Here is a 26,528-nt window from a genome sequence, read left to right as displayed (position 1 = left end):
ACTATGCGGCAAACATCACTACTGTTAGAATTTTTCAAAAAACTAAAGTGTTACCTTTTTTGCAGATATTCGCACCTGCATGTCGGCTGACAGGTATTGTATCGTAAAACATCTTGTTTGACTAACCCTGTCAGGGTTGTTTCTTTCATTTTCAAGCGGTAGAGACAGGTTTCAAACCTGTTTCTACGTTACTATTAACCCCTACTGATTGCTTTTTTTGCAAAGAATCTGGAACGCTTCCGTTGCGTAACTATTCAGCGTAAACGATACACGGCTCGTTCCCAAACAGATACTTCACTATGTTCAGTACAAGGTTTGGGAAAGGAGCATTCCCGATTTTTTGTAACCGTTTGTGTGATTGGGGCAAAACAATGCTGCAAGCCTGTCCCCCGCTGGCGGGGGATTAAGGGGGTGGAATTGTCTGCGGAGGAAATCTGGGAGGTTTATAATATGAATAGCCATAAGTTTTTCTTCTCATTCCTACGTTCTGCGGGAATGCATGTCACGAAACAGGATAAAATTGTCCATTTGACCAGCCTGCGGAGCGTGGGAAAGAGGGTCAAATTTGTTTTCATAATAAAGTGGTAGTTGAATCGATGGAGAAATCCAGTCCACCCCCTGCACCCCCGCCAGCGGGGGACATAGTTTGAACAACAGGCGCATTCCCGATTTTTGGTTAACTAATTGTACATTGTAGCACAAGCATCCTGCTTGTGGCATTTTACCCTCAAACTGGATACTTGTGTTACTATTCTTCCTCTTCCCCTCCCTGCTAATGATATTTTTACAAAAAATCGGGAATGCTCCCGTTTGGGAACGAGTTGCGCTCTGATCTCTGGTAGTTTAATAAATTACGCTGAATAGTTACGACTTGCCAAAGTTATTTTTACTCAATATCTTTTATCAGTGCTTATTCGTACTACAATCCATCAACTTCTTGTTTTTTATGCTCGTTTTTCAAGCTGCACAAACGTAAGGCATTAATTAAATGATGCCTACGTAAAGTTTGGAGTATTGAGTTTTTGTCATTTGAAATTGTTTTGTATTTAGATATTCGTATTTCGAATTTGGTTGCGGCCAAAGGCCGCGCCAAGTATATCCGTAGCTAAATTTTACTACCCTTTTACGCCCTTTTTACCTTATCAGAATGATTCGTATGATTCTTAATTAAATTTCTCGTATCAACGATAAGCTGTGAATTTTTTAGAATGAAATCAGGGTCGTAATCAGCATGCTCTGTTGCGATAACAACCGCATCATATTTCGCAAGCGTCTCTGCATGTAAAGGAACTGAACAATTATTAAATGAGTATTTCCTCGTTTTTGGTATAACCGGTATATAAGGGTCGTTGTAGTCAACATGGGCATCTTTCTCACCAAGAAGATCCATGATCTTCAGCGATGGAGATTCACGGGTATCGTCTATGTCTTTTTTATATGAAAGTCCCAGGATTAAAATCTTTGCGCCCTTAATGCTTTTCCCATTTTCATTGAGCGCCTCAACAGTCTTTTGAACCACATAATAAGGCATGTTGGTATTTATTTCCCCTGCAAGCTCTATAAACCGGGTGGAAAACTCGTATTCCCTCGCCTTCCAGGTCAAATAAAAAGGATCTATAGGTATGCAATGTCCACCAAGACCCGGGCCGGGATAAAAAGCCTGAAATCCAAAGGGTTTTGTCTTCGCCGCCTCTATGACTTCCCATACATCAATCCCCATCCTGTCAAAAAGCATCTTCAGTTCGTTCACCAGCGCTATGTTCACGGATCTGTAAATATTCTCAAGGAGTTTTGTGGCTTCTGCAACTCTTGTTGAAGATACCGGAACGGTCTTTACAACTACCGAATCATAAAGGGCTTGTGCAACGGTAAGACAATTCTTCGTATAACCGCCAACCACCTTCGGGATTGTCCTTGTTGAAAAATCTTTATTGTTCGGGTCTTCCCGCTCCGGTGAAAACGCAAGATAAAAATCCTCACCCGTTTTTAACCCCGACTCCTCAAGCATAGGTCTCATGTCCTCATCTGTAGTGCCGGGATATGTAGTGGATTCAAGGACAATAAGCTGTCCCTTGCGAAGATTGCCGGCAATGGTCTTCGTTGTGTTAAAGACGTATGACATATCAGGCTCCCGGTATTTGTTCAGCGGCGTCGGGACACAGATGATGATACAGTCCATAGCCAATAACTGACTAAAGTCTGTTGTCGGAGTGAACTGTGAAAAGTGAGGAGTGAGAAGCGAAGAACTAATATGTTTAATATAGCTTTTCCCCTGGTGCAGTAATGTTACTTTTTCTGGATCAATGTCGAAGCCTGTAACCTGAAACCCGGCCTTGCAGAATTCAATGACCAGAGGCAATCCAACATAGCCGAGTCCGATGATACCAATATGCGACTTCTTTGATTTAATTTTTTCGATTAGTTCCATAGGTTATTTTGTTTTAGCCTCGCGATTACAAAAGATATAGTCAAAAGTGCAGTGCGGGTTTATGCAATGCGGGCAAGGATAAATACATATAAAAAATAACATTTTAGCTTTTTGAAAAATTCATGGGATAGAAAAAATGCCATGTCGCCCCGGTAGGGGCGGTCTGTTTGTAGCACAATAAAATTCAATAGAATAAATAGCTCCGTAGGAGCGGCCTGTCCGTATTCAGGCAGACCTGTTTATATGGATTTACAAGAGACAGGTCGCTCCTAATTGCAGAGACAGGTTTCAAACCTGTCTCTACGATCTGTTATAATATTCTATTTTGCTACAAACAGGCTGCTCCTACGGAGCTTATAGGTAATACATTTTTCAAAAAAATAAAGTGTTACGATAAAAAACAACTCACAAATCTCAAATAATTTCTCTATTGATCATATGCATTCACTTACATACCTGCCAACAGGCAGGCTGTCGCACCTGCTGATTTAATTTACAGGGACTTCGTCCCTCTCAGTTACATGAATAGCTTCTGTAACCAGTTAACGGATACAGCATAAACCTGGCAGTCGGCAATGGGTGTATTCCCGATTTTTTGTAGAAAAGAAAGCCGTTGACTGATATTTTACTTGAATGTGTGTAAATTCATGGAGATAGCATTCAAAATTATTCATTATAACGAGAACCCGCCCCTTACCCCTCTCAAGAGGGGACTCCAAGTATTCCCCTCTTGAGAGGGGCAAGGGATGGGTAATGAGTTAGCGTATAGCCATGAAAAATTACTGCCAAAATTTACAAAAAATCGGGAATGTACCTGTTCAAACTATGTCCCCCGCTGGCGGGGGTGCAGGGGCATAAGCGCTAACTTGTTTTATTGACAAATTTTATTCATCATGGTATTTTTATGTTAATTATCCCGCTAATCACTCTGAAAGTCTCGGACTCTTTCCTCATCGCTCTTTTGCGATTTCGGTATTGATAGTATGCGTTACGGTCATCAACCTGAATAATGAGACCTCCCAAGTTCATTTATATACCTTTTACAGTCATACCGTCACTCTCAACTCCGACGACACCGCATAGTTCTACCGTTTGTCTCTTGCTACCTATGCGATTACAGATTTCACCCTCTCTGGGAGGCTCATCTATCGTATTTTTAGCGTAACTAAGCCTGCGTGTTCGCTTGCACTACGGTCTGACTGCTCGCTACAGGGAACTCGAACGTATTCATCGCTGTTTACGTCCTCCCGTGAGGCTTTCTGCCTCTTTCACTACCGCCCGAACGGTCAATTGGCGGGTTGGATTTGCACCAACTGATATATATACGCTTCTTGGCGTACCGGATTAACACAGATAGAAACAAATCCCAAATAATTACGAAATTACAACTTTTCCATAATACATTTTACTTTGGCTACCAATTGAACAAGCTGACAATCTTAATAACTAGCAGAACAATAATTTTCATTCCTCTCCTGCATCTTGTAATATCCCAACTACTATTTCGTCTCTAATCCAAATACCGTTTCCCAATATCTTGGCAATGGCTGGTTTTATTGAATTAAGCAGTCCCTTTTTCTTGGCCATTAACAGTACGCCTAGTGTCCCAATCACCTTAAGTCCTAAAACTTTTGCCTGGAGTCTTGCAATCTTTTCGTCTATCAGCACATGCTGGATACCTTTTTCTTTTGCCAGGATGATAACTTCTGCCTCACCTTGCTCCAGTTCATACAACAATTTTATCTTCTCAATATCGTGAACTTTTTCAATTCTTACCCATTCGCAAGTTTCCAGTTCATAAACGCCAAAACTTTTTCTTCCACCAGCCATAATCTCTTCTTTGACATGCAGTGGGACACAAACGTCCGTATAAAGCTTTTCAAGTAACGGAATCTGACCACATATTGAAAGGGCAATCCAAGGAGATGTATTGACCACGATTCCTTTATCTGTCACTTCTGGCTTCCTCTAGTATTTCTTCCAAATCCATCTGAAATGGAGAAACCTTGTATTTTTTTAATCTCATCAAAAACTCAACCCTGCTCAGACCAGCCATCTTTGCAGCCTTACCAGAAGATATTTTGCCAAGCTCATAAAGTTTTAATGCTAAAAGATATCTTGCTTCATCTTCGAACTCTTCTCTGGTTTCCTTAAGAGAGAGCAGGACATCATCTGAATATTTTATAGTAAGTACATTTTCTTTCATTAATTTTATCTCCTCTTCCAACAAGGTTTGTCAAGCAAATATTTGGGGGTCAGACCTTGAATATAGAATACAAAATTCAGCCCGCATCTTTTTAAGTATTCTTTGTAATTATTTTTGCCACCAGATGAACACTGCTAAAAATTTCTTTATAACCTCTTATAAATATAGCCAAACAAATATGATTTTAGGAATTTGGCAATAAAATGGCTTTCTAAAAACAGATTTATTTGACTAAGCATACTATACAACCCCCTTTCCGGAAAGATTTCAACAAAATCCTTATTTTAAGCGGGTTTCCACAAATTCAAAATAATATGTAGTCGCAGAATAAATGGCCTATTTATTAATACAAATCCTTTATAACCCTATAAATACTGACTTGACAAAATATTTTATTAATGATAGTGTAGTCAAAGAATATTGGGACTACATTATGCACCTTACTTATAGCGATTCTAAATACAAAGGGAAAACCTATAAATCTTACTCTATTGCCGAATCCTACAGGGATGGCAAAAAGGTCAGAAAAAGAATACTTTGGCCCATCGGGAAACTTTCCGATATTCAAGCCGAGCAAATCAAACTGATATGTAAAACAGTTGAAAACACAGATCAATTGCAGACTCAGCTCAAAGACGTTGCAGTCCTGGAAAGCAGGGCATATCTCGATATAGCCGTTGTTAATGAGTTGTGGAACCAGTGGCAGCTTGATCAGGCTTTTGACTACGATGTCACTGCAGGCGCCCTTCCTACCAATATGATTGCAAAGATACTGACTATTAACAGGTGCACCGATCCGTGTTCTCATTATTCCATTCCTCATTGGGCGAAAAAGAGCGCGCTGGAGGACATTCTTAAAATTGATCTTTCAGGCCTAAATGACGATAAAATCTATTATGAATTAGATAAAATACACAAAAACAAAATATCTATAGAGAACCACCTTTTTAACCAAACCTTCTGGAAACGTCCGGAATCCTATAAATTTATCAACTACGACCTAACTACTTCCTACTTTGTGGGATATAACTGTGATCTATCGGCATTTGGCAAGGGCAAAATAGAGTGTCATGGCAGGCGGCAGGTCTTACTGGGTGTTCTTATCAACTCTGAGGGATATCCTTTCAAATGGGATGTATTCCCCGGGAACACCGCTGAGGTAAAAACCCTCAAACAGAATATCAATGCCTGTAAAACCAGATTCAAATTGACTGATAAAAACGTCACCCTTGTATTTGACAGAGGCATAATCTCTGAGGACAATGCCAATTTGATAGAAGAAGCCAAACTCAAATACATCTCGGCATTGGATAGAAATCAGATACCCTCTTGCGGTGTCAGTTTAAAGTCTCTTAATGGGTTATCCATAGAAGATAAGGACGCCTCCGATATACCTATCCCGCAAGGGTTTTTAAACTATGATGATGAATTATACTACCATGACAATGGCGTCATAGGAAACAAGCGTTTTATTACCGGTTTTAATCCCACTTTATTTATAGAAGACCGCAATAATAGAGACGAGAAAATAACCTTTTTTAAGGATTATCTCAAAGAAGAGAATAAAAACCTTAAAAATGCCCAAAGAGACCGGCAATATGACGCAACAAAGAGCCGCATTGTAGATGAGCTGAAAAGGTTAAAGATTCATAAATATTTCGAAGACCCTGTTCTGACGTCCATCACCGTTACCCATAGACTGAAAAACGGGCAGGTCAAATCCGTCAAAAGTTTCAAAATAGAAATCAAGCTGTTAACTGATGTTATAGCCGCAGATAGATTGTTGGATGGCGTATGTGTTTTTATCACTAACCATACAGAACGGGAAGATGGAGGTGCGTTTAAAGCAAAACCCCAATCTATAGTTAGAGCCTATCGGGACAAGACAAAAATAGAAGATGTCTTTAAAAATGTAAAATCGTTCTTAAAAATCAGGCCCTTCTTTGTCAATACCGAGGCACATGTTAAAGCCGTCTATACTATCTGCATCCTGGCATATTTTATAAACCGTTATCTATCAAACCAACGAAAGGCAATAGGAGAAAAAGATTTTTTAAACTCAAAGGAACTCTATGCGCCGTTCAAAGATATAGATATCGCCACTCTTGAGGCTAAAAATACCGGTGAAACCTTAAAGAAAGCCGTGAAACTTCCCGCCGTCACACAAATGCTATTGGAAAAACTTGGAATGTCCAATGTTGTTTTCGGCCAGTAATTAAAAGACTTCCAAAAGACATGTAGTCGCAGAATCAATGTTTATAAGTGTTTGCCAAATTTGACTTTAGTAATTTCTTTCCGGAACATGGGATACAAGCACGCCCCTTAATTCCCTCTTTATAGAAGGGACGGGAGGTGTAAATTTTTCGAAAACCTTATTTGTTTGACTATAACTACAGATGAACTCTGAGAAACACGGTTAAAGAGGTTAATAATATTGATCCGTGTTCATCCGTGTGAATTCGTGGTTAAGTTTTAGTACACTAATCTTTTCCATTCGAGCTTCGGTTTGCCAAAATTTACTATAATACCTTTGTTAACCACGGATGAACACTGATGAACACTGATAAAAATTTCTTTATAACCTCTTATAAATAACTACAGATGAACTCTGAGAAACTCGGTTAAAGAGGTTGATAATATTGATCCGTGTTCATCCGTACTACAATCCATCAACTTCTTGTTTTTTATGCTCGTTTTTCAAGCTGCACAAACGTAAGGCATTAATTAAATGATGCCTACGTAAAGTTTGGAGTATTGAGTTTTTGTCATTTGAAATTGTTTTGTATTTAGATATTCGTATTTCGAATTTGGTTGCGGCCAAAGGCCGCGCCAAGTGAATTCGTGGTTAAATTTTAGTACACTAATCTTTTCCATTCGAGCTTCGGGTTGCCAAAATTTACTATAATACCTATTTTTATCCCTGTTGCTTTCAAGTAGTTTATTAGTTGTGCTTCATGTTGGGGGCTTAGTTCTTTGACTGCTTTTAATTCAATAATAACTCTGTCCTCAACGAGGATATCTGTATAAAAATCTCCAACTACTTTGCCTCTAAATAATACCTTGAGTGGCGCCTGCGCTTTTGCATCTATCTTCTTGTCAAAAAGGGCAATAGTTAATGCTTTTTCATATACACTTTCAAGAAAACCTGTTCCGAGCTCATTTGAAACCTCAAAACATGCACCAATAATTTTCTCAGTTAAATCTTTTTCTAATAATTCCATGTCAGTTTAACTCCTTATGTTAACCACGGATGAACACTGATGAACACTGATAAAAATTTCTTTATAACCTCTTATAAATAACTACGGATGTACAGTAGAGTAGAAACCAGACGACAAGAACTTAGGCAGAAGTTTGTTTTCTCTGTTTGCTGGCTGGTTTCCCGCCAGTGCCACCATATCTCCGCCATATACTTATCATCTGCCCCCCTCGTCAAACCGTGCATGCGATTTTCCCGCACACGGCTTTCCGACAGTCTTCTTCTTAAGCTTTCACAGGTTGTCTGACAGAAACATATTTTGTCGGGTCTATTAGCCCATATCTATTGACTAATTCCTTAAACGCTCCTCGATTATAGAGCTTGCTCCTGCGCTGACTTTTCCTCTTATAATATCTCGTCAATCTCCTGAAAAGATAATATCGTAGGTCTCTTCTTCCTGTTTGGCTTTTCGATATAGTTTACGCTGAAAGTCTCGGACTCTTTCCTCATCGCTCATTTGCGATTTCGGTATTGATAGACTGAGAAACTCCAAGCTTTATCTTTTTTCTTTCCCCAGTAAAAGCGCATTATCATAAAGATATTCGCTTATATAGATTCCCTCAGTTAACAGCTTATCAAGAGAATGCTTTAATTGCAGAATCTTTCCCTGCTTCTTTGCATCTAACAAAATTCCTATGGTGCCGGTGACATTGAGTCCATTCAATTTAGCGACCTTCCTGGCTTTATCCTCGTCTATAATAACAAGGCCGATATCCTTTTCTTGAGCCAGGACGATTACCTCTGCCTCTCCTTCATCAATGATTAACCCAAGTGCTGTCTTTGCTTTAATGTCTAAAACATCCGCCTTCCTGTTTTCCCCCCATTTTTCAATGACAGAAGCCTTTCGTTTCCCTTTCCTCGTTGTCTCTTTAAAAACGGCGTTAGGGATATATATTTCTTCAAAAAGTTCATCCAGCAAAGACAATCTGTCAATAATAGCCAGGGAGATGAGTGGTGTGGAATTGATTACCGCCTTCATCTTAAGGCTTCCCTTGCCTTTTGGATACTGCGTAAGTCCTCTTCCAGTTCTTCCGGTGGGTAGTTATACACAGATATCTTGTTATTGGATAACAATTCCATGAAATCTAATTTGCTCATCTCTGCCAATTCAGCAGCCTTTCCCAAGGATAGTTTACCTATTTCAAAGAACTTGATGGCAGCAAATATTTTCACATCTTTAAGGAACTCTGCCGGCTTTTCATTTAGAGCCAGTAATATATCTTCAGCAACGGACAGTTCCATCTTTTTTACCAACATTTCGGCATCTCCTTATGAAAAATAGAAAAAATAGGTCCAACTCAGCCTCGTCGGGATAAGTATCCTTGAGAACTTCTATCTTATGCAATAACTCCATTGTCAATCCCTCCTTCTGAAAAGTATTTGGGCTCAGACCTTGAATATAGAATACAAAATTCAGCCCGCATCTTTTTAAGTATTCTTTGTAATTATTTTTGCCACTAATGGACTAAGACACAAACGGGTAAATTCCAAATAACAAATCCCAAAAATCAAATAACAGACAACATCCAATTTAGTAATTACTGCACAACAAAGCCTGCCCTCATGGAAATAGTGTACGCAAAGAAAAGCAGATCATAAACATATTTTAGCCGTGAATAAAAGATAGACAGGATCAGCCCTTGTAACTATTTAGCGTAAACATTACACGACTCCCCGCAGGTTCAGGTTTGTAACCCAATGTCATTAAGTTAAGCAACCTGCCAGAAAAGTCCCCCTTAATAAAGGAGGAAAAAGGGGGTTGTTTTTAATAAAATAATTCTTAACACCTTAGTTATTTGAAAAATCCAAGGGGATATAAAAAACAATGTAGCCCCTTTAGGGGCGGTCTGTTTGTAGCGCAATAAAATTCAACAGGTAAATAGCTCCATAGGAGCGGCCTGTATATGCTTGACAGGAAGACAGGCCGCTCCTGACGGAGCTAATATCTGTTATGGTATCCTATCTACTACAAACAGGTTGCTCCTACGGAGCTTATCGGTAATACGTTTTTTTTAAACCAAAGTGTTACAATAATTCTTAACTTAATGACATTGGTTTGTAACCTGAACCTATGAGTTTATGCGTATAATGGGGCCATGTACTGCGGTAAAATTCCAATGCCCAAATCACAAAATCCCTGTTTGGAACCTGGAATTTATTTGTCATTTGTTCTGCTAATAGAAGGCTGAATTGAAAGTATAAAACGTTTGGTTCAGGTTACAAACCTGAACCCGCGAATGTAGTTTCCATTGCCATTACGTTCCCAAACAGATACTTCACTATGTTCAGTACAAGGTTTGAGAACGAGTTGTGCTTCGGTAGTTTAATAGATTACGCTGAATAGTTACCAGCCCTTTATAATTCAAATGCCTAATACGAGAAACAACCCTGACAGGGATTTAAACCCTGTCAGGGTTAATACATTTTCAGGTTAAGGTTAATAAGTTAAAGATAAATAGAGCATATATATTTACACAGAGACAGACATTTTCTCAGTTTTTTCGTCTACAGCACGAATAATCTGTTGGATTGTATCTGCTTCTGCCTCATCAAAGTATACTTCGCCACATTGCGCGCACACCCAGGCAGGAATAGTATCCAACATCAGATGATAGCTTTTACGATCAATGTGGAAAGGTGCAGTTCCCCGCTCCATTTCACCTTGACAATACATACATTTCATTATAGTTTCCTCCTTTTAAAATTCTCTTCCCATTCCTGCTCGCTTAGAAGGTAAGCAGTAATAACGGCCGGATATTCTGTTTTCGGTGAACAGACAACATGTATTGGACGATTGCTTTCTCCCTGACCAGGAATAAGACAACTATGGCCACGAACATCTTCCGGATAATCTTCTACCAGTTCTCCATTTCCGATAGCAAGGCAAACTTCAGCCATGCTTATCATTCTATCAGGACGTGACATTTGTCTCACAGCATGAGGAAGAACTAAAATCCTCTTTTCTGCACTTTGCCTGCAAGACTCAGAATATTCATAAATATATTAAAAGTATTTGGGCTCAGACCTTGAATATAGAAAACAAAATTCAGCCCACATCTTTTTAAGTATTCTTTGTAATTATTTTTGCCACGAAGGGACTAAGACACAAACGGGTAAATTCCAAATAACAAATCCCAAAAATCAAATAACAGACAACATCCAATTTAGTAATTACTGCACAACAAAGCCTGCCTTCATGGAAATAGTGTACGCAAAGAAAAGCAAATTAAAAACATATTTAGCCACAAATTAAATCCGTACGATAACCTTCGGTTCCCTACAGGGCAGGCACGGATAAACACAGATAAAAAAACGAATCCCAATTTCTCCAGGATATATTTAACTTCGGCTACTTTTTTAACGGATTAAAAACCCTGGCGCCAATATACTCTGCAACCTTGCAAAGGTTTTCATCCGCAGAGACAAAAAGCCAGGCACTTTCAGAAACCAAACTAAAACATCCGAGATGTAATGCGTCCAATGTTCTAAGCCCATGTTCCTTGCCGTGTCTTTTTAACAAGTCTTCTGCCTCTTGAACAATTGCATGACTTAAGGGTTCGATGTTGAAACGAGTGAGTTCTGCTTCAAATCCGTCAATTGCTTCAGCTAACGACTTTTCATTTATTTCTTTACCTCTAAACCTTCTATGTAAAACACTGATAAACTCTAGTGTTGCCAATTCCAAAATCCAGGGTTCGTTCTCTTGCGAATTTAACAGGTCGGTAATCGCTTCCGTGCCCTCTTCATTATGGAAGAATTTTGCAAGCGCCGAGGTATCAAAGAATAGAATCATATCCTATCTTCTCTCTGTAATTTTATATCCTCACTCAACGACCCTTTACATTGCTTTAAAGCCTTCCTAACCCTCAGATAGGCTGGTTCCCCCTCTCGGCTCTCACGTTTTCTATCCCTCGCTTTCAAGGAAAGTATCATTTCATACACTGTTATCAATTCAGAAGGGCTCAATGTTTCAAGTTCTTTTATTGTCTGTTCTTTTATTTTCATTTAAATACCTCCCAACAAATAATGGTATTGCCGTGTTCATGGCATGGGGTCATGGGGTCAAGTCTTGTTTCTTGATTCTGCCGAAAAAGTCGTCTGCCAAAGAGGATGCCAGGAATTTTCTATCCAGAATGCCCCACAATCGACTTTCTCCGTTCTATGTAATGGTATCAAACCTTCATTATTTAATTATCATCCTCTTCAATTTCTGGCTAATTATTTTTGCCACGAAGGCACTAAGACACAAATAGCATTCTTACCACAGATACAGGCAAATACCAAATCTCAAACAACAAATTTCAAATAATATACAAAATCCAATTTTAATAATACAAGTTTTATTATTTTGACTTGCCAAAGTTATTTTTACTCAATATCTTTTATCAGTGCTTATTTGTATATCTGTAGCTACATAATTGTTACTCTTTTATGCTCTTTTTACCTTATCAGAATGATTCGTATGATTCTTAATTAAATTTCTCGTATCAACGATAAGCTTTGAATTTTTTAAGAATGAAATCAGGGTCGTAATCAGCATGCTCTGTTGCGATAACAACCGCATCATATTTAGCAAGCGTCTCGGCATGTAAAGGGACTGAACTATTATTAAAGGAATATTTCCTCATTTTCGGGAGAACCGGTATATACGGGTCGTTGTAGTCAACATGGGCGTCTTTCTCCCCAAGAAGCTCCATGATCTTCAGCGAGGGAGATTCACGGGTATCGTCTATATCTTTTTATATGAAAGCCCCAGTATTAAAATCTTTGCGCCCTTAATGCTTTTCCCTTTCTCATTAAGCGCCTCAACAGTCTTTTGAACCACATAATAAGGCATGTTGGTATTTATTTCCCCTGCAAGCTCTATAAACCGGGTGGAAAACTCGTATTCCCGCGCCTTCCAGGTCAAATAAAAGGGATCGATAGGTATGCAATGTCCACCAAGACCCGGGCCGGGATAAAATGCCTGAAATCCAAAGGGTTTTGTCTTCGCCGCCTCTATGACCTCCCACACATCAATCCCCATCCTGTCAAAAAGCATCTTCAGTTCGTTCACCATCGCAATATTCACTGATCTATAGATATTCTCAAGTAGTTTTGTGGCCTCCGCAACTCTTGTTGAAGAAACCGGGACGGTCTTTACCACTACCGAATCATAAAGGGCTTGTGCAACGGTAAGACAATTATTCGTATAACCGCCAACCACTTTCGGGATGGTCCTTGTTGAAAAACCCTTATTATTCGGGTCTTCCCGCTCCGGTGAAAACGCCAGATAAAAGTCCTCGCCAGCTTTTAACCCTGACTCCTCAAGCATGGGTCTCATGTCCTCATCCGTAGTCCCTGGATACGTAGTAGATTCAAGGACAATAAGCTGACCCTTGCGAAGATTTCTGGCAATGGTCTTTGTTGTGTTAAAGACATATGACATATCAGGCTCACGGTATTTGTTCAGAGGCGTCGGAACACATATGATGATGCAGTCCATAGCTGACAACATCGAAAAATCCGTGGTGGGAGTGAAACGCGATCCGGCGTCCGTGATACGTGAACTATCAATATGTTTTATGTAGCTTTTGCCCTGGCTCAATAATGTTACTTTTTCTTGATCAATGTCGAAGCCGGTAACCTGAAACCCAGCCTTACAGAATTCAATGACCAGCGGCAATCCAACATAGCCGAGGCCGATGATACCAATATGCGACTTCTTTGATTTAATTTTTTCGATTAGTTCCATAGTTGTTTTGTTTTAGCCTCGCGATTACAAAAGATATATTTTTAACCCGTGAATTTTGCCACGAAGACACTTAGACACAAAGGGGTTTTGCCACAGATGGAGACCCCGTACGATATAACCTTTGGTTCCATACAGGGCGGGCAAGGATAAATACAAATAAAAAATAACATTTTAGCTTTTTGAAAAATTCACAGGATAGAAAAAATACCATGTAGCCCCGGCAGGGGCGGTCTGTTTGTAGCACAATAAAATTCAATAGAATAAATAGCTCCGTAGGAGCGGCATGTCCGTATTCAGGCAGACCTGTTTATATGGATTTACAAAAGACAGATCACTCCTAATTGCAGAGACAGGTTTCAAACCTGTCTCTACGATCTGTTATAATATCCTATTTTACCACAAACAGGCTGCTCCTACGGAGCTTATTAGTACATTTTTCAAAAAACTAAAGTGTTACGATAAAAAATAACTCACAAATCCCAAATAATTTCTCTATGGATCATATGCATTCACTTACATACCTGCCAGCAGGCAGGCCGCGCCTGCTGATTTAATTTACAGGGACTTCGTCCCTCTCAGTTACATGAATAACTTCTGTAACCAGTTAACGAATACAGCATAAACCTGGCAGTCAGAGATCAGAGGTCAGCAGTCGGTAGTCGGCAATTTGCCGGGCGCCGAGTGCTACGGCATCTTAGAAAATTCCAGGGATCTATGCCATACGCAGCCAAAAAGAGTTTAACCACAAAGGGATTGGCCAGGCCTTTGGCTGAAACCAAATTCGAAATACTAATATCGAAATACGAAACAAATTCAAATGACAAAAAACATAACACTTTAGTTTTTTGAAAAATTCCAACAGTAACGATGTTTGCCGCATAGTGTAGGGGCGAAGCATTTGCTGTAATTGCCATAAATGCGTTCATACTCAAATGAGCAAATGCTTCGCCCCTACTTTTTCAAAAAAGTAGAGTATTACTGGCACATCGTTTCGTTAAAATGTATACGTAAAAAAATGTCATTGCGAGGAGTAGAGCGACGAAGCAACCTCTTGTTCCCAAAAAACTTAAGATTGCTTCGCTGTCGCCCGCAATGACGGTATCAATGTAGATATTTTAATGAAACGCTATACTAGATTTTCACCGTCATACCTGCCTACAGGCTGTCTTCAGTCGGCGGGCCGCGGTCTGTAATTTGTAATTTGCGGGAGTATTCCCGATTTTTTGTAAAAATGCCATTAGCAGGGGGGTGTGGAAGAATAGTGACTCAAGCTTCCAGCTTGAGGGTAAAATAACGCAAGCAGTCATCATGTTGCATTAGCAACACTCAGAAACGATGAAAATGGTTTTATAGCCATATCGTGTTGTAGTATCTGTGTTTAAACTATTTTTTGTAGTCTTACTTCCGAGTTGGAAACATCTGGCATTTCTGTTTCTGTACCAGTTCACCTTAGTATATGGCCATCCAAAAGGTATCAGCTTGTCATTACAGTGGGTCTCCGCTTGTCTCCGCTTGTCATTGCGAGGGTCTTTTCCGAAGCAATCAATATACTACGAGATATTTCGTGACATAAGAAACGCCATATCGCGGGAGAAGCAAATTAAGGGTGGCTCAAGGGCTAAAAAAATAGAATTAGTTAATGGGATGAATGCAGGATGGAAGGATCTCTTTGACGGTTTATGAGGTTGCTTCGGAAAAGACCCTCGCAATGACAAGCTGATGCCCTTGTAATGACAAAATAAGTCATCAGCATCAGTCAACAGTCATCATGTTGCATTAGCAACACCCAGGAACTATGAAAATGGGTTTATAACCATATAGTGTTGTAGTATCTGTACTTAAACTATTTTTTGTAGTCTTATTTTCGAGCCAGGATGCTTGTGGTACAGTGTACAATTAGTTAACCAAAAGTCGGGAATGCTCCTGTTCAAACTATGTCCCCCGCTGGCGGGGGTGCAGGGGGTGGACCGGATTTCTCCATCGATTCAACTACCCCTTTATTATGAAAACAAATTTGCCCCTCTTTCCCACGCAGACAGACTGGGCAAAATGAACTTTGCTGTCTCAAAAGCGGGAACAACTCCCGGCATTATGCCTGTTTTCAACCATATTTAGTACTATTTTCCCATTAAAGTGGGGAATGCCTGTCGTAAAATAGGATAAAATTGCCCATTTGACCAGGCCTGAGAGCTTGGGAATGAGAAGAAAAACTTATGGCTATTCATGTTATAAACCTCCAGGATTTCCTCCGCAGACAATTCCACCCCCTTAATCCCCCGCCAGCGGGGGACAGGCTTACCACATCCCTTGCAGGCTTTCATGCCCTTGTGGGGTTGATACTATGGAGCAAATTAAGGTGCATTCCCGGTTTTTTGTGACTTCTGCCATGTTTTAATGAAACGTACAGTAGTATTAACCCCTGGCAGCGTTGTTTTGCCCCAATCACACAAACGGTTACAAAAAATCGGGTATGCTCTTCGCCTCTCTGTTGTGTCAACACTTTATTTACGCGTAGCAGTTTACAGACGCATGCAATGCGTCTCTACAAAAATATTGAAATTCCTATACGTAAATTCAGCGCCTAAACCCTGTCCTTACTCCTTACTTATAATCATCTATAATAATACGCGCCGGTTTCTGTATAATTCATGATGGTGCCAAGAAGTTTTGTTTTTGTTTCTTTTATAATAGCTGTTGCCTGATCAACCTCATCAACGGTGACATGCCCTGATTTGGCCACCAGGATCACACCATCTGCCAATGGCAGTAATGGAGTAACACTGCCCGTTGCGTTTAACAAGGGCGGTGTATCCACAAGCACCACGTCATACCGTTGTTTCAACAGGTTCAGGAATTTTTCAAAAAGCTGAAAATAGGTCCTTCCTTCCGGAAAAATCTCCCCGGTTCCAAATCGCAGGAGTGAGATATTTGAGCCATTTAACGTTGTCACGTTCGATAATATCTCACGTTCCAATAATCTGCTTCCCCCCAAACGCCCCAAACGGTTGATCACCGGAGTAAAGTCCTCCTGGAAAAATACCCTTTTATCTTCGTACGTTTCTATACTTCCCGGTTTGAATGAATACGTTCCCTCTTTCCAACTGAATAGTTTCTGGAGATGTTCTTCTATCTGCAATTTGATAGGACCTTTTAATTGTTCCTGATTTATATAGCCCGCATTGATGAGGATATATCCCAACGGCAATTTCGTGCGCTGGTTTCGTTCCATGGCGTCTTTCAACTGGGTCTCATTGATAAAACCCCCTCGCAGGAGCATCGTTCCCAATCTGTTGGTAAATGGAGTGTCCTCATTGTCAATATGAAAAAGGTTGCCATTTTCAAAGATGGTGGTAATCTTTTGTAATTCGTTGGAAACAGTCAGCTCTCCGCTCAATTTTTTTAATGAAATAATGGAAAAAAGATCGTCCACACTGCAATTGCACAAAGAACCATCCTGTATTTGCCATGACCGGATTTTTTCCATTGCATTTGACATTCCGGCATTTTCATTATCTTTTAATCCAAACAAATTGCTTAAACTCGTGTTGTACACGTCCGCATCCACCATTATCACGCGTAACCCACCCTTTGCCATACTTACTGCCAATTTTGTAATAACCGTGGTCTTACCCTCCCCCGGCGTGGCGCTTCCTACCATCATGGCCTGCCCGCTCATTCCTGTCTGCATAAAAGGCAACCGGTTGATAATACAATCGGAATTGGTGTGATAATAATAACCGCCTTTCTGATTCTTCTGCCCCGGAGATTTTCCGTTGCCGGATAAAGCCAGCACCCCCTCTTTCTTTAATGATTTCATATACGGTATCGTGCCGAGAACCGGCATACTCGTACACTGGACAATTTCTTCCTGAGTTTTGACCGTGTTGTCCATATATTCACGGAAAAATACAAGGCCTGTTCCAAATGTTAAGCCTACCACGACCGATAGAAGGACGTTTAATTTCTTTCTTGGTTTTGATGGAAATAGAGGAGCTTCCGCTTTATCAACAACACGGATTGTGTCCTTCTTCATGTTTCCTGTTAAATTAATCTCCTTTGCCTGATTAATCAGGATATCGTAAATCGCCTGATCACTCATTGCCTCCAGATGTAAAATATCGTAATTTATTGCTCCTCCCGCCTTGACCAAAGACATTTGTTCCTGGATATCCTGCATTTTTGGGTTTGTACTTTCAAAGGCGATGATACTGTCCAGTTCTCTCTTAATTGACGAACAGACCTTCTTCACCTCTTCAATGATTTCCTGCTCAAGCCCCTTTATGCTTGCATTTGCTTCTATCATCCTGGGATGATTTGGCCCGTACTTTTTAGTGTTTGCCAATACCGATTCTTTAAGGCTGCACAGTTGTTTGTAAAGTTCATCAATAACTTTATTTTCTTTTATTTCGGGAAACAAGAATATACTTTCATCGTCAAAAGAAAAGGATCGAAGTTTTTCATATTTATATTGAAATGCCGCCTTCTGCGAATCACCTACTTTAAACTTCTGCCCTTGAATCTGTGATTTCAGCCAATCGAGCGCCTGCTGTGATGACATACGTTGTATCTGGCTACTCCTCTCTATAAAAGCATGGGCGTGGGCATTGGCTACGCGTGCGGATGTTTCCGGGGATTTGTTTGAAAAGCTGATATTTACCAGATGTGTTTCACGAATGGGTTCTATCTGAAGATTTTTTAAATACCAGTCGATCATTTCAGATGTCACCTCTGCGTCTGACAAAGGCAAGGAACTTTCGGTATCGTTCTCATCGGGAGCTGTCTCTGGTGAACCTGTTTTCTCAGGCGCATCACGATAAAATACTTCACTGAGTTCGTTCTCCTGAATAACTTGTTTCGCAAGACTCCTGCTGGCAAGTAGTTTGTATTGTGTCTGGTAGTACTCCTTATCCGTGGCGTCTATCCGCATAACATCAGCCATTTCTTCCATAAAAGACTTTTTGTTATCGATGATAATCTGTGTTGTCGCTTTGTAGACAGGCGTTACAGTAAACGACAGATAGGTAACGACGGAAACCACTGCAGTGAAGAAAATTACCAATATCCATATATGTTTTCTTATGATGTTAAGATAATCCGTAAGATGAACCTCGCGATTAAGCGGTTTCCTACCAAATGTATTGTTAAATTCGTTATTTTGGTTCAAGGCTTTGCTCTCCTTATAAAAGATACGTATAGTTTCTTATCAGTAATTTTTTTGGCAACACTTTAGTCTTTTGAAAAAGTAGGGGCGAAGCATTTGCTCGTTTGGGTATGAACGCATTTATGACAATTTACAGCAAATGCTTCGCCCCTAAACTACGACTATTGGAATTTTTCAAAAAACTAAAGTGTTGCCTCCTTTGTATTTTTTGGCAAAATATTTAATGGTTAAATCCGAAATACTAAATACAAATCCCCCCCCTGCACCCTCGCCAGCGGGGGACATTCTCCCCCTTTGTAGGGGGCAAGGGGGAGGATTTTAGAATATGTTTCATATTTTCATGCTTCGCGCTTGCTTGGTGGGAGCATTCCTGATTTTTGTAACAGTTTAGATTTTATTGTTTCGTTTTCGTGTTTCCTAGCGCTTGTTTGGTTTTGGTTCTGGCTGGGAGCATTCCTGATTTTTTGTAACAGTTTAGATTTTTGGAAAAACAAAAATGCTCGTTCCCAAGCTCCGGCTTGGGAACGTAATTGCGTTGGAAGCTCTAGCTTCCATTTAGCCGGCAAGCGAAGCTTCATGTATTATTCGATTCAAAAGAGGTTTCCAAATATCTTGGGTAACATACTGAAAAGCCTCCAAGCTGACATCCTGGGTTCATTCCCTTTTCCATTCGAAGCTGGAGCTTCTCAAACAATCCCGTTCCCAAGCCGGAGCTTGGGAACGAGCGGTTTTTTTACCCACCCATTATTCCCCTCTTGGGAAGGGAATAATGAGTGGGTTGACGGCATAATGAAAAACCTTGAAACACTTTAGTCTTTTTCAAAAAACTAACGTGTTACAAAAATTCACACTTCAAGCCGATTTTTAAAAATACCTTACAGGCACTCTGATAATATCGTTTGGCTTTACCAGTGCATCAAGTTTTGCTTTATACTCCTCTTCTTTTCCATCTTTCGTCCTCACTACGATTACGCGGCGAGGAGATGCTTTTTCCGTTACCCCACCCGCCTGCGCAATTGCCTGGCGGACGGTCATACTGTTTTTCCAGTAGTATTCACCGGGGGTTGTTACTTCCCCAACCACATACACTTTTTTACTCCGATACTTTTTTACCCTTATCGTTACTTGCGGAGAGACAAAATATCCTCCCTCCAATAATTTCTTCTCCATAAGTATTTCCAGATCAAAGACTGACAGGCCGTCGGCATCCACCTTGCCAATTAAGGGAAAGGTAAAGGCTCCGTTTTGTGATACTTCAACCATTCTGTCCATGTCTTCGTTGTCCCACACACGGATATCAAGGATATCTTCAGGCCCGACCACATATTCATTATTTGAAATGTTGTCGGCTGAGAAGGCAAAGGATGTCGTGCACAGTAATCCTATAAAAATGCATATTATTTGTAATGTAGTTTTCGACTGTTTTTTTCTCATATCAGGCTCCTTTCTTTTAAGTAAATAGTTGTTATTAGTCATTATTCATTATTCATTGGTACCTTATCAGTAATTTCTTTGCTTTTTTGGGCAAAATATTTAATTGTCCAGTCGGCAGTCGGCAAATTGCAGATTGAGGACTGAGGACTGAGGACTGAGGACTGTTTTCTTTCTTGCTTGTCTGGTTCTGGCTATGCCAGCTTATATTATTCAACCGTTACGCTCTTTGCCAGGTTTCTTGGTTTATCCACATTGCACCCTCGCATAACTGCCATGTGGTATGCCAGTAATTGAAGGGGGATGACAGAAAGCAAAGGGGTTAGTACTGCCGGTGCATCCGGGATATACACTACGTGATCCGCTTTCCCCTGTATCTGCTCGTCGCCTTCTGTCGCGATAGCAATGACCCTCCCTTTTCTTGACTTTACCTCTTCGATATTGTTGAGTATTTTCCCATATGTGGCGTCCTTTGTAGCAATAACTATTACCGGCATGTTTTCGTCTATTAACGCAATAGGCCCGTGTTTCATCTCCGCTGCCGGATATCCCTGCGCGTGAATATATGATATCTCCTTCAGCTTTAAAGCGCCTTCAAGCGCTACGGGATAGTTGAACCCACGCCCCAGATACAACGCATGATTTTTATCTTTGTAGGCATCCGCCATCTCACGGATTTCCTCTTCTCTATCAAGGATCTTTTGAATCTTGCCTGGAATGGAATTAATTGCAGTTATCATTTCCGGAACTTTTGGGTCCGTCTTGTGCCTTAACAATAGTATATGGAGGGCAAACAAATAGAAGGCGGCTACCTGAGCAGTAAATGCCTTTGTAGAGGCAACTCCGATTTCAGGGCCTATGTGTAGATATATGCCGGCATCGGCCTCTCTGGCAATGCTACTCCCGACGACATTACAAATAGCAAGTACTTTTGCACCTTTATTTTTTGCCTCCCTCATAGCCGCCAGGGTATCGGCGGTTTCTCCCGACTGGCTTATTGCCATTACCAGTGTATCTTTTTCGATTATAGGATTGCGATATCTGAATTCAGAGGCATATTCCACTTCAACCGGTATTCGTGCAAGCTCTTCCAGCATGTATTCTCCTACCAGACCTGCATGCCATGATGTGCCGCAGGCAATGACCACAATGCGTTTAACTGCAAGAAGGTCTTTTTCACAATGGGAAAGTCCGCCCAGTTTTATAGGGGCTTTGCCACCATCTACCCTTCCCCTCATAAGATTTTGAAGCGCCTGCGGTTGTTCGTGAATCTCCTTCAGCATAAAGTGTTGGAAACCGGATTTTTCAATCATATCCATGTTCCAGAGCACTTCTTCGATCTTTTTCAACGACGTGATGTTTTCGATGGTCTTTGTCTCGTAGTTATCAGGGGTGATAATCGCAACCTCAAGATCGTCCAGATAGATAACATTTCTCGTATGTTCCAGCGTAGCCGAGACGTCCGACGTGATGAAATATTCATTATCGCCGATTCCAATAATCAATGGAGAACCTTTTCTCGCAGCCACTATTTTCCCCGGATCCTTCGTGGATATAACGGCAATGCCGTACGTTCCCTCAATCATCTTGACGGCGCTCATTACGGCTTCTTCCAGGTTGTCGGTTAGATTTTCTTCAATTAAATGCGCCAGCACTTCTGTATCTGTCTGACTTTTAAATATGTGCCCTCTTTGTTCTAAATAAGAGGTTAAATAGTCGTAATTTTCAATAATGCCATTGTGCACAACAGCAATTTCACAACGGCAATCCATGTGTGGGTGCGCGTTTTCAACCGTAGGCGCACCATGGGTTGCCCATCTGGTATGGACAATACCCATATTTGCAATGATAGGATTCGTATTCAGTTTATGTTCAAGTTCGACAACCTCTCCTATGGCCTTCTCGTATCGCAATGTGCCGTTTTCAATACATGCGATACCGGAAGAATCGTATCCGCGATATTCGAGTCGTTTAATGCCATCCAAAAGCACCTTTCCGGCTTCTTTGTTTCCAATATATCCTACAATTCCACACATATATGGTTATTCCTTTCGCTTAATAACTATTTTCTATCTATTAAAGACTCTTACTTGCCGGAACTGTTTTTTGTGGAACCGGCAATAGTTGAAATATATCAACATTGCATTTCAAATTCGCCTGTTCAGATTTTACTACGGGTTTTTTGTATACTTTTTTTGTTTTTTTTGTTTTGTCCATGTTGGTACTTATTAAGGCAAAACTTATTTATAAACGATTAAGTTTTTAACAGAAAGGTCTTCCAGAAAACATAACACATCAAAACACGCAGCATTTGCATCCACCTGATACTCATTACATAGTTTTTCCGCTATTTCTCTGACCGTAAATACGCCATTACACATATTCCATATTTCAGCTCCTACATCATTCAGTTGATGAAGCCATTGGCCATCCTCAGAAAAAAGGACAGTATCACCACCTACCTTCCTCCAAAAGCACTTATTTTCGTTTCGGTAAGGAACCTTATTTTTATTGTCCAAAATGATGCGCATGTGTTTCGCCATAAGCCTTATTATCAACAAACCATTCTAACGGATTACCTCGTTTGTGAATACTGCGTGGTATCCGTTGTGCCGGCATATTCCAATTGAAAGATTTTGTTCCGGGCGTATTTAATATTCCTATACTTAATTTCATACACCGCAGTACAATCCACTATACTGCTTATTATTCTTAATTTTTCCGAGAAAAGGTTTTTATTATCAATACCGTTTAAATCACATGGATAGATATTGTTCATAAGGGCAACTGCAACCTCCTTGCCGCTTAATTTTTTAAATGAATTATTTGCATCCGTACCTAATAAAATAACTGCCTCTAACGGTGCAATCTTACTATTTTGTTTTGTAATCTCTGTTTTCACGGGAAACTGAGAAATGTAATATGAGCCTTTTTCTTCCGTAGCTACGATTAATTCATCCGAAAGGATTTCCGCCTCGTGAGTAAACAGGCTTGATAGAATCGTTTTATTATCGCCGGATTTCTCTACAAGAAGAAATCCTCTTCCATCCGTCACTACGCCTGCCGCAGGGATGAAAAAATCATTTGCACCCTTTCCGTTGTGTATGCCTTTCTTAAAAAATCCCTCATAAATGCAACGACACATATACTCCACAACAGATAGCTTCCCGGCAGTGGGGATAAATACCCTTTTTTCCGCTTCAGAGGAATTTATACAATAATATTTTTCCTGCTTATAATTTATTTCTTCCCCATCATTATACAATCTGTTGCTCTCCTGATATCCGAATATAAACCGGCAGTCATTTTGACCATTCATTTCAGAGAAATGGAAATATTTTTGCGCTTCTTCCTCGAGTTCTTTGTTCAAAAATGAAAAGGCTAAACACATTTTCCCAATGTTCAATGTTAATCCGCCATTATTCCCGACAGGCCTTTGGTATCCACGCCGTTCAAGAGGCAATACATATTTTTTCAGCATGTCCCTGACTTTTTCATAATGATCCATTGCGGAAAGATTCTTCAGGAGTGTTTCAAACTCACTGAGTATTTTATTTATTTCGTGCAAAGAGAACATCCCGCTATTCTTCGCGAAAAATACCTTCTCATGCCTGCTTGCGGTTGTGTCTTCTTCTGCGGTAAGTATTTCTTCGTAAAGCTTTTCACCAGGCCTCAAACCGGTAATCTTTATGTCTATGTCCTGATAGGGTTTCAAGCCATGGATCTTTATTAAGTCTTCCGCTAACGCCAAAAGCTTTACAGGTTCTCCCATGTCCAGAACAAGGATATCGCCGCCTTTCCCTAAAATTGCCGCCTGAAGAACCAGTGACACCGCCTCCGGAATCGTCATGAAATATCTTTCGACATCTTTATGGGTCACAGTAAGGGGCCCTTCCTCCTTTAGCTGCTGCAAAAACAACGGTAAAACACTCCCGCGGCTGCCTAAGACATTTCCAAATCGCACCGATAAAAACTCTGTATTTGACATCCCTTCAAACGCCCTGCAAATATGTTCCGCCATCCTCTTTGTCGCGCCCATAATACTAGTCGGCCTAACCGCTTTATCCGTAGAGATTAAAACAAACTTTTCCACCTTATTCTCCATCGACACCTTTGCTACTTTGTACGTCCCAAACATATTCACTTTGACCGCTTCTTTGGAGTTATATTCCATCATGGGCACATGTTTGTAAGCAGCGGCATGGAAGACAATCTGCGGTTTCATATGTTTAAAAACACTGGTAACGGACTCTTCGTCCCTTATATCGCCGGTAATAAATAATACTTTTTGCAGCATTTGCGAATTGACGCGCTGGTTATGAAGCAGATGCGGAAATCGTTTTTCCAAATGAAGTTTCAAAGAATGTAATTCTGTTTCATCTGTATCGAAAAGTATTACTTTTTCGGGATGAAAGGAACAAACCTGCACAGCTATTTCAGAACCGATAGAGCCGCCGGCGCCGGTAATAAGAACAACCTTGTTATGTATAAACCGCTCTATCCCTTTATGGTCAATCTCTACCGCCTGCCTGCCTAAAAGATCTTCAATACTGATATTTTCAAGATTGTGAATATTTATTGCAGGTTCACAGTTATCGTATATGCGTGGAATAATCTTTATCTCCACGTCATACCTGTTTGCGATATTGTATAATCTCCTCAATGATTTGTAGTTTAATGATGGAATGGCAACAACCATTGCCTTGACCCTCTTTTCTTTTATAATATCTTCCAATATGTCGGTTTTGCCAAACACCGGAATACCGTGTATGCTTTTTCCCACTTTGCCAACATCGTCATCAAGCAATCCAACGGGGCAATAATCTTTATAACCCCCTTCTTTCAGATCCCTGAGGACCATGCTTCCTGTGTTCCCGGCGCCGATGATAATGGTTCTCTTCCCATGCTTTGCGTTGATTCTTCCGTAAATGTATTTTGAAAATACTCTTTTTGAAATCCTTAATCCGCAAAATAATGTGAGAGAAATCAGGCATTCAATAAAAATGATACTTCGAGGAAAACCCTGAACTGGAAATAAAGAATAAAGGCCGGAAATATTTATAATGTTATTTGATATATATGGATTCCAGATTATCGCCCCAAGAACAGTTAATGCTACAAACTGTGATAATGTGATATAGATGAAATCAGGGATGCTTACATATTGCCATGTGATTTTATATATTTTAAAAAGAGCAAGCATGCCCATTTTGACAAGCAAAAACAGGGGCAATGCCCTCAAAATCATCCATCTATATTGCGGGGAAATCTCAAAATCAAAGCGAAAAAGAAAGGATACAAAAAGGGAAAATGCAATGATAACTACATCACACGCACAAAAGAACATCGTACGCTTAAAATAGGTAGGGATAGAATAATTTATTTATAGCTCTTCCTGCTGTCACCAATGTGAGATTTCCTTTTTAAGTTTTAAGTAGACTCTTTTTATTATGATTGAGCAGATTTTTAAAACATAACCCAGACAATCCGGAGACACCGCCTACTTTTGGTCTCACAACACTTTTTGAAAATATCCTTAAAAACAAAAAACCGTAACACTTTAGTTTTTTGAAAAAGTAGTGGCGATACATTTGCCCGTCTGGGTATGAACGCATTTATGACAATTTACAGCAAATGCTTAGCCACTACTTTGCAATTATTAGAATTTTTCAAAAAAACTAATCTTAAAGAAAAACCCATACCACATATCATATTAAAAATAATAACTCTGTAAATACCCTATTTGGGGTATATACAAATGGGTGTCTTCTTTTGAGTTAATGGATAGCGTGCGCGTGCGCCTGCACTTATGCAGATTTATTCGTATGCAATAATGAAGTAACCGGGTATTTTGAATTAGAACGAAATCGGTTTGAACATCGAAAAATAGAGGGACACTTCCCGTATTTCAAAATTACTGTGGGAAGTGTCCTTTCTTAAAGAAAAATCCATATCACATATCATATTAAAAATAATAACTCTGTAAATACCTACCTATTTGGGGTATATACAAATGGGTGTCTTCTTTTGGGTTAATGGATAGTGTGCGCCTGCGCTTCTGCAGATTTATTCGTATGCAATAATGACGTAGCCGGGGGGAGCATTCCCGATTTTTTGTAACCGCTCATGAGGTCAGGACTAAACAACCCTGACAGGGTTTCAAACCCTGTCAGGTTAATCTCTCAACTTTCACCGAAACCAGCGAATCCAAAAATCAGAATGCCCTCCATCTACTATACCTTACATTCACAAGTTAGCCTTTCACTTTTCGTTATTAACAATCACTTCGCTCGAACAACAATCCTTCTT

At 40.1% G+C, this 26,528-nt stretch carries 20 protein-coding genes; 2 read left to right on the top strand and 18 right to left on the bottom strand.

Translation table 11 applies throughout. The features are described 5' to 3' along the window. Positions 1 to 480: 480 nt before the first annotated feature. From M5U24_RS03585 to M5U24_RS03570, 4 genes are all read right to left on the bottom strand, one after another. Positions 481 to 720: a hypothetical protein gene (locus M5U24_RS03585; RefSeq protein ID WP_164994684.1), complete on the bottom strand. Its 240-nt coding sequence runs from the start codon at positions 718 to 720 to the stop codon at positions 481 to 483. A gap of 403 nt (positions 721 to 1,123) precedes the next feature. After that, positions 1,124 to 2,428 (bottom strand): nucleotide sugar dehydrogenase, encoded by a 1,305-nt coding sequence (locus M5U24_RS03580; RefSeq protein ID WP_164994683.1) that lies wholly within the window; start codon positions 2,426 to 2,428, stop codon positions 1,124 to 1,126. Between the two features lie 1,464 nt (positions 2,429 to 3,892). Beyond that, positions 3,893 to 4,384 carry a DUF3368 domain-containing protein gene (locus tag M5U24_RS03575; RefSeq protein WP_099324266.1) on the bottom strand — a complete coding sequence of 164 codons (492 nt, stop codon included), beginning with the start codon at positions 4,382 to 4,384 and terminating at the stop codon, positions 3,893 to 3,895. Then, complete coding sequence (locus M5U24_RS03570) at positions 4,374 to 4,634, bottom strand: UPF0175 family protein (protein WP_099324267.1); 261 nt, start codon at positions 4,632 to 4,634, stop codon at positions 4,374 to 4,376. The genes M5U24_RS03575 and M5U24_RS03570 overlap by 11 nt, the downstream gene beginning before the upstream one ends. 331 nt (positions 4,635 to 4,965) lie before the next feature. On the opposite strand from M5U24_RS03570, the gene M5U24_RS03565 reads away from it, so the two are divergent. Next, positions 4,966 to 6,849, top strand: coding sequence for an IS1634 family transposase (locus M5U24_RS03565; protein ID WP_099324133.1), 1,884 nt, complete (start codon positions 4,966 to 4,968; stop codon positions 6,847 to 6,849). 637 nt (positions 6,850 to 7,486) lie between these two features. Here M5U24_RS03565 and M5U24_RS03560 read toward each other — a convergent pair. The 9 genes from M5U24_RS03560 to M5U24_RS03520 form a co-directional block, all read right to left on the bottom strand. Further along, complete coding sequence (locus M5U24_RS03560; protein WP_099324268.1) at positions 7,487 to 7,855, bottom strand: GxxExxY protein; 369 nt, start codon at positions 7,853 to 7,855, stop codon at positions 7,487 to 7,489. Between the two features lie 534 nt (positions 7,856 to 8,389). Further along, positions 8,390 to 8,872, bottom strand: coding sequence for a DUF3368 domain-containing protein (locus M5U24_RS03555; protein ID WP_099324269.1), 483 nt, complete (start codon positions 8,870 to 8,872; stop codon positions 8,390 to 8,392). Next, on the bottom strand, positions 8,869 to 9,150 hold the full coding sequence (locus tag M5U24_RS03550) for a UPF0175 family protein (RefSeq protein WP_099324270.1): 282 nt from the start codon (positions 9,148 to 9,150) through the stop codon (positions 8,869 to 8,871). Before M5U24_RS03550 ends, M5U24_RS03555 begins: the two co-directional genes overlap by 4 nt. A gap of 1,213 nt (positions 9,151 to 10,363) precedes the next feature. Beyond that, on the bottom strand, positions 10,364 to 10,576 hold the full coding sequence (locus M5U24_RS03545) for a type II toxin-antitoxin system MqsA family antitoxin (protein WP_099324271.1): 213 nt from the start codon (positions 10,574 to 10,576) through the stop codon (positions 10,364 to 10,366). Beyond that, positions 10,576 to 10,827 carry a DUF4258 domain-containing protein gene (locus tag M5U24_RS03540; protein ID WP_261341085.1) on the bottom strand — a complete coding sequence of 84 codons (252 nt, stop codon included), beginning with the start codon at positions 10,825 to 10,827 and terminating at the stop codon, positions 10,576 to 10,578. The genes M5U24_RS03545 and M5U24_RS03540 overlap by 1 nt, the downstream gene beginning before the upstream one ends. A 415-nt stretch (positions 10,828 to 11,242) precedes the next feature. Next, positions 11,243 to 11,686, bottom strand: a complete 444-nt coding sequence (locus M5U24_RS03535; protein WP_099324273.1) for a type II toxin-antitoxin system VapC family toxin — start codon at positions 11,684 to 11,686, stop codon at positions 11,243 to 11,245. Continuing rightward, positions 11,683 to 11,898: a hypothetical protein gene (locus M5U24_RS03530; protein WP_099324274.1), complete on the bottom strand. Its 216-nt coding sequence runs from the start codon at positions 11,896 to 11,898 to the stop codon at positions 11,683 to 11,685. Before M5U24_RS03530 ends, M5U24_RS03535 begins: the two co-directional genes overlap by 4 nt. Before the next feature lie 482 nt (positions 11,899 to 12,380). Beyond that, positions 12,381 to 12,590 (bottom strand): UDP binding domain-containing protein, encoded by a 210-nt coding sequence (locus M5U24_RS03525; RefSeq protein WP_298201572.1) that lies wholly within the window; start codon positions 12,588 to 12,590, stop codon positions 12,381 to 12,383. 32 nt (positions 12,591 to 12,622) lie between these two features. Further along, positions 12,623 to 13,627 (bottom strand): nucleotide sugar dehydrogenase, encoded by a 1,005-nt coding sequence (locus M5U24_RS03520; RefSeq protein WP_298201570.1) that lies wholly within the window; start codon positions 13,625 to 13,627, stop codon positions 12,623 to 12,625. A gap of 1,917 nt (positions 13,628 to 15,544) precedes the next feature. Here M5U24_RS03520 and M5U24_RS03515 point away from each other — a divergent pair. Beyond that, a complete protein-coding gene (locus M5U24_RS03515) occupies positions 15,545 to 15,742 on the top strand; it encodes a hypothetical protein (RefSeq protein ID WP_099324276.1) in 198 nt (65 codons plus the stop codon). Positions 15,743 to 16,238: 496 nt separating this feature from the next. On the opposite strand, the gene M5U24_RS03510 is transcribed toward M5U24_RS03515, so the two are convergent. The 5 genes from M5U24_RS03510 to M5U24_RS03490 form a co-directional block, all read right to left on the bottom strand. Further along, on the bottom strand, positions 16,239 to 18,791 hold the full coding sequence (locus tag M5U24_RS03510) for a DUF4388 domain-containing protein (RefSeq protein WP_099324277.1): 2,553 nt from the start codon (positions 18,789 to 18,791) through the stop codon (positions 16,239 to 16,241). 861 nt (positions 18,792 to 19,652) lie between these two features. Continuing rightward, a complete protein-coding gene (locus M5U24_RS03505; protein ID WP_169703435.1) occupies positions 19,653 to 20,222 on the bottom strand; it encodes a polysaccharide biosynthesis/export family protein in 570 nt (189 codons plus the stop codon). A gap of 206 nt (positions 20,223 to 20,428) precedes the next feature. Then, entirely contained in the window at positions 20,429 to 22,255 is a 1,827-nt protein-coding gene (gene glmS / locus M5U24_RS03500; RefSeq protein WP_298201566.1) for a glutamine--fructose-6-phosphate transaminase (isomerizing), read from the bottom strand. Between the two features lie 204 nt (positions 22,256 to 22,459). Then, positions 22,460 to 22,750, bottom strand: coding sequence for a PqqD family protein (locus M5U24_RS03495; RefSeq protein ID WP_298201564.1), 291 nt, complete (start codon positions 22,748 to 22,750; stop codon positions 22,460 to 22,462). 44 nt (positions 22,751 to 22,794) lie between these two features. Next, positions 22,795 to 25,440: a nucleoside-diphosphate sugar epimerase/dehydratase gene (locus M5U24_RS03490; RefSeq protein ID WP_298201562.1), complete on the bottom strand. Its 2,646-nt coding sequence runs from the start codon at positions 25,438 to 25,440 to the stop codon at positions 22,795 to 22,797. Positions 25,441 to 26,528 lie beyond the last annotated feature (1,088 nt).

This window comes from Candidatus Kuenenia sp. (assembly GCF_027493735.1).
In the GTDB taxonomy this organism is placed as follows: Bacteria; Planctomycetota; Brocadiia; order Brocadiales; family Brocadiaceae; genus Kuenenia; species Kuenenia stuttgartiensis_A.
The sequence above is the reverse complement of the archived record's forward strand: the minus strand, read 5'-3'. Positions and strand labels throughout refer to the sequence as shown.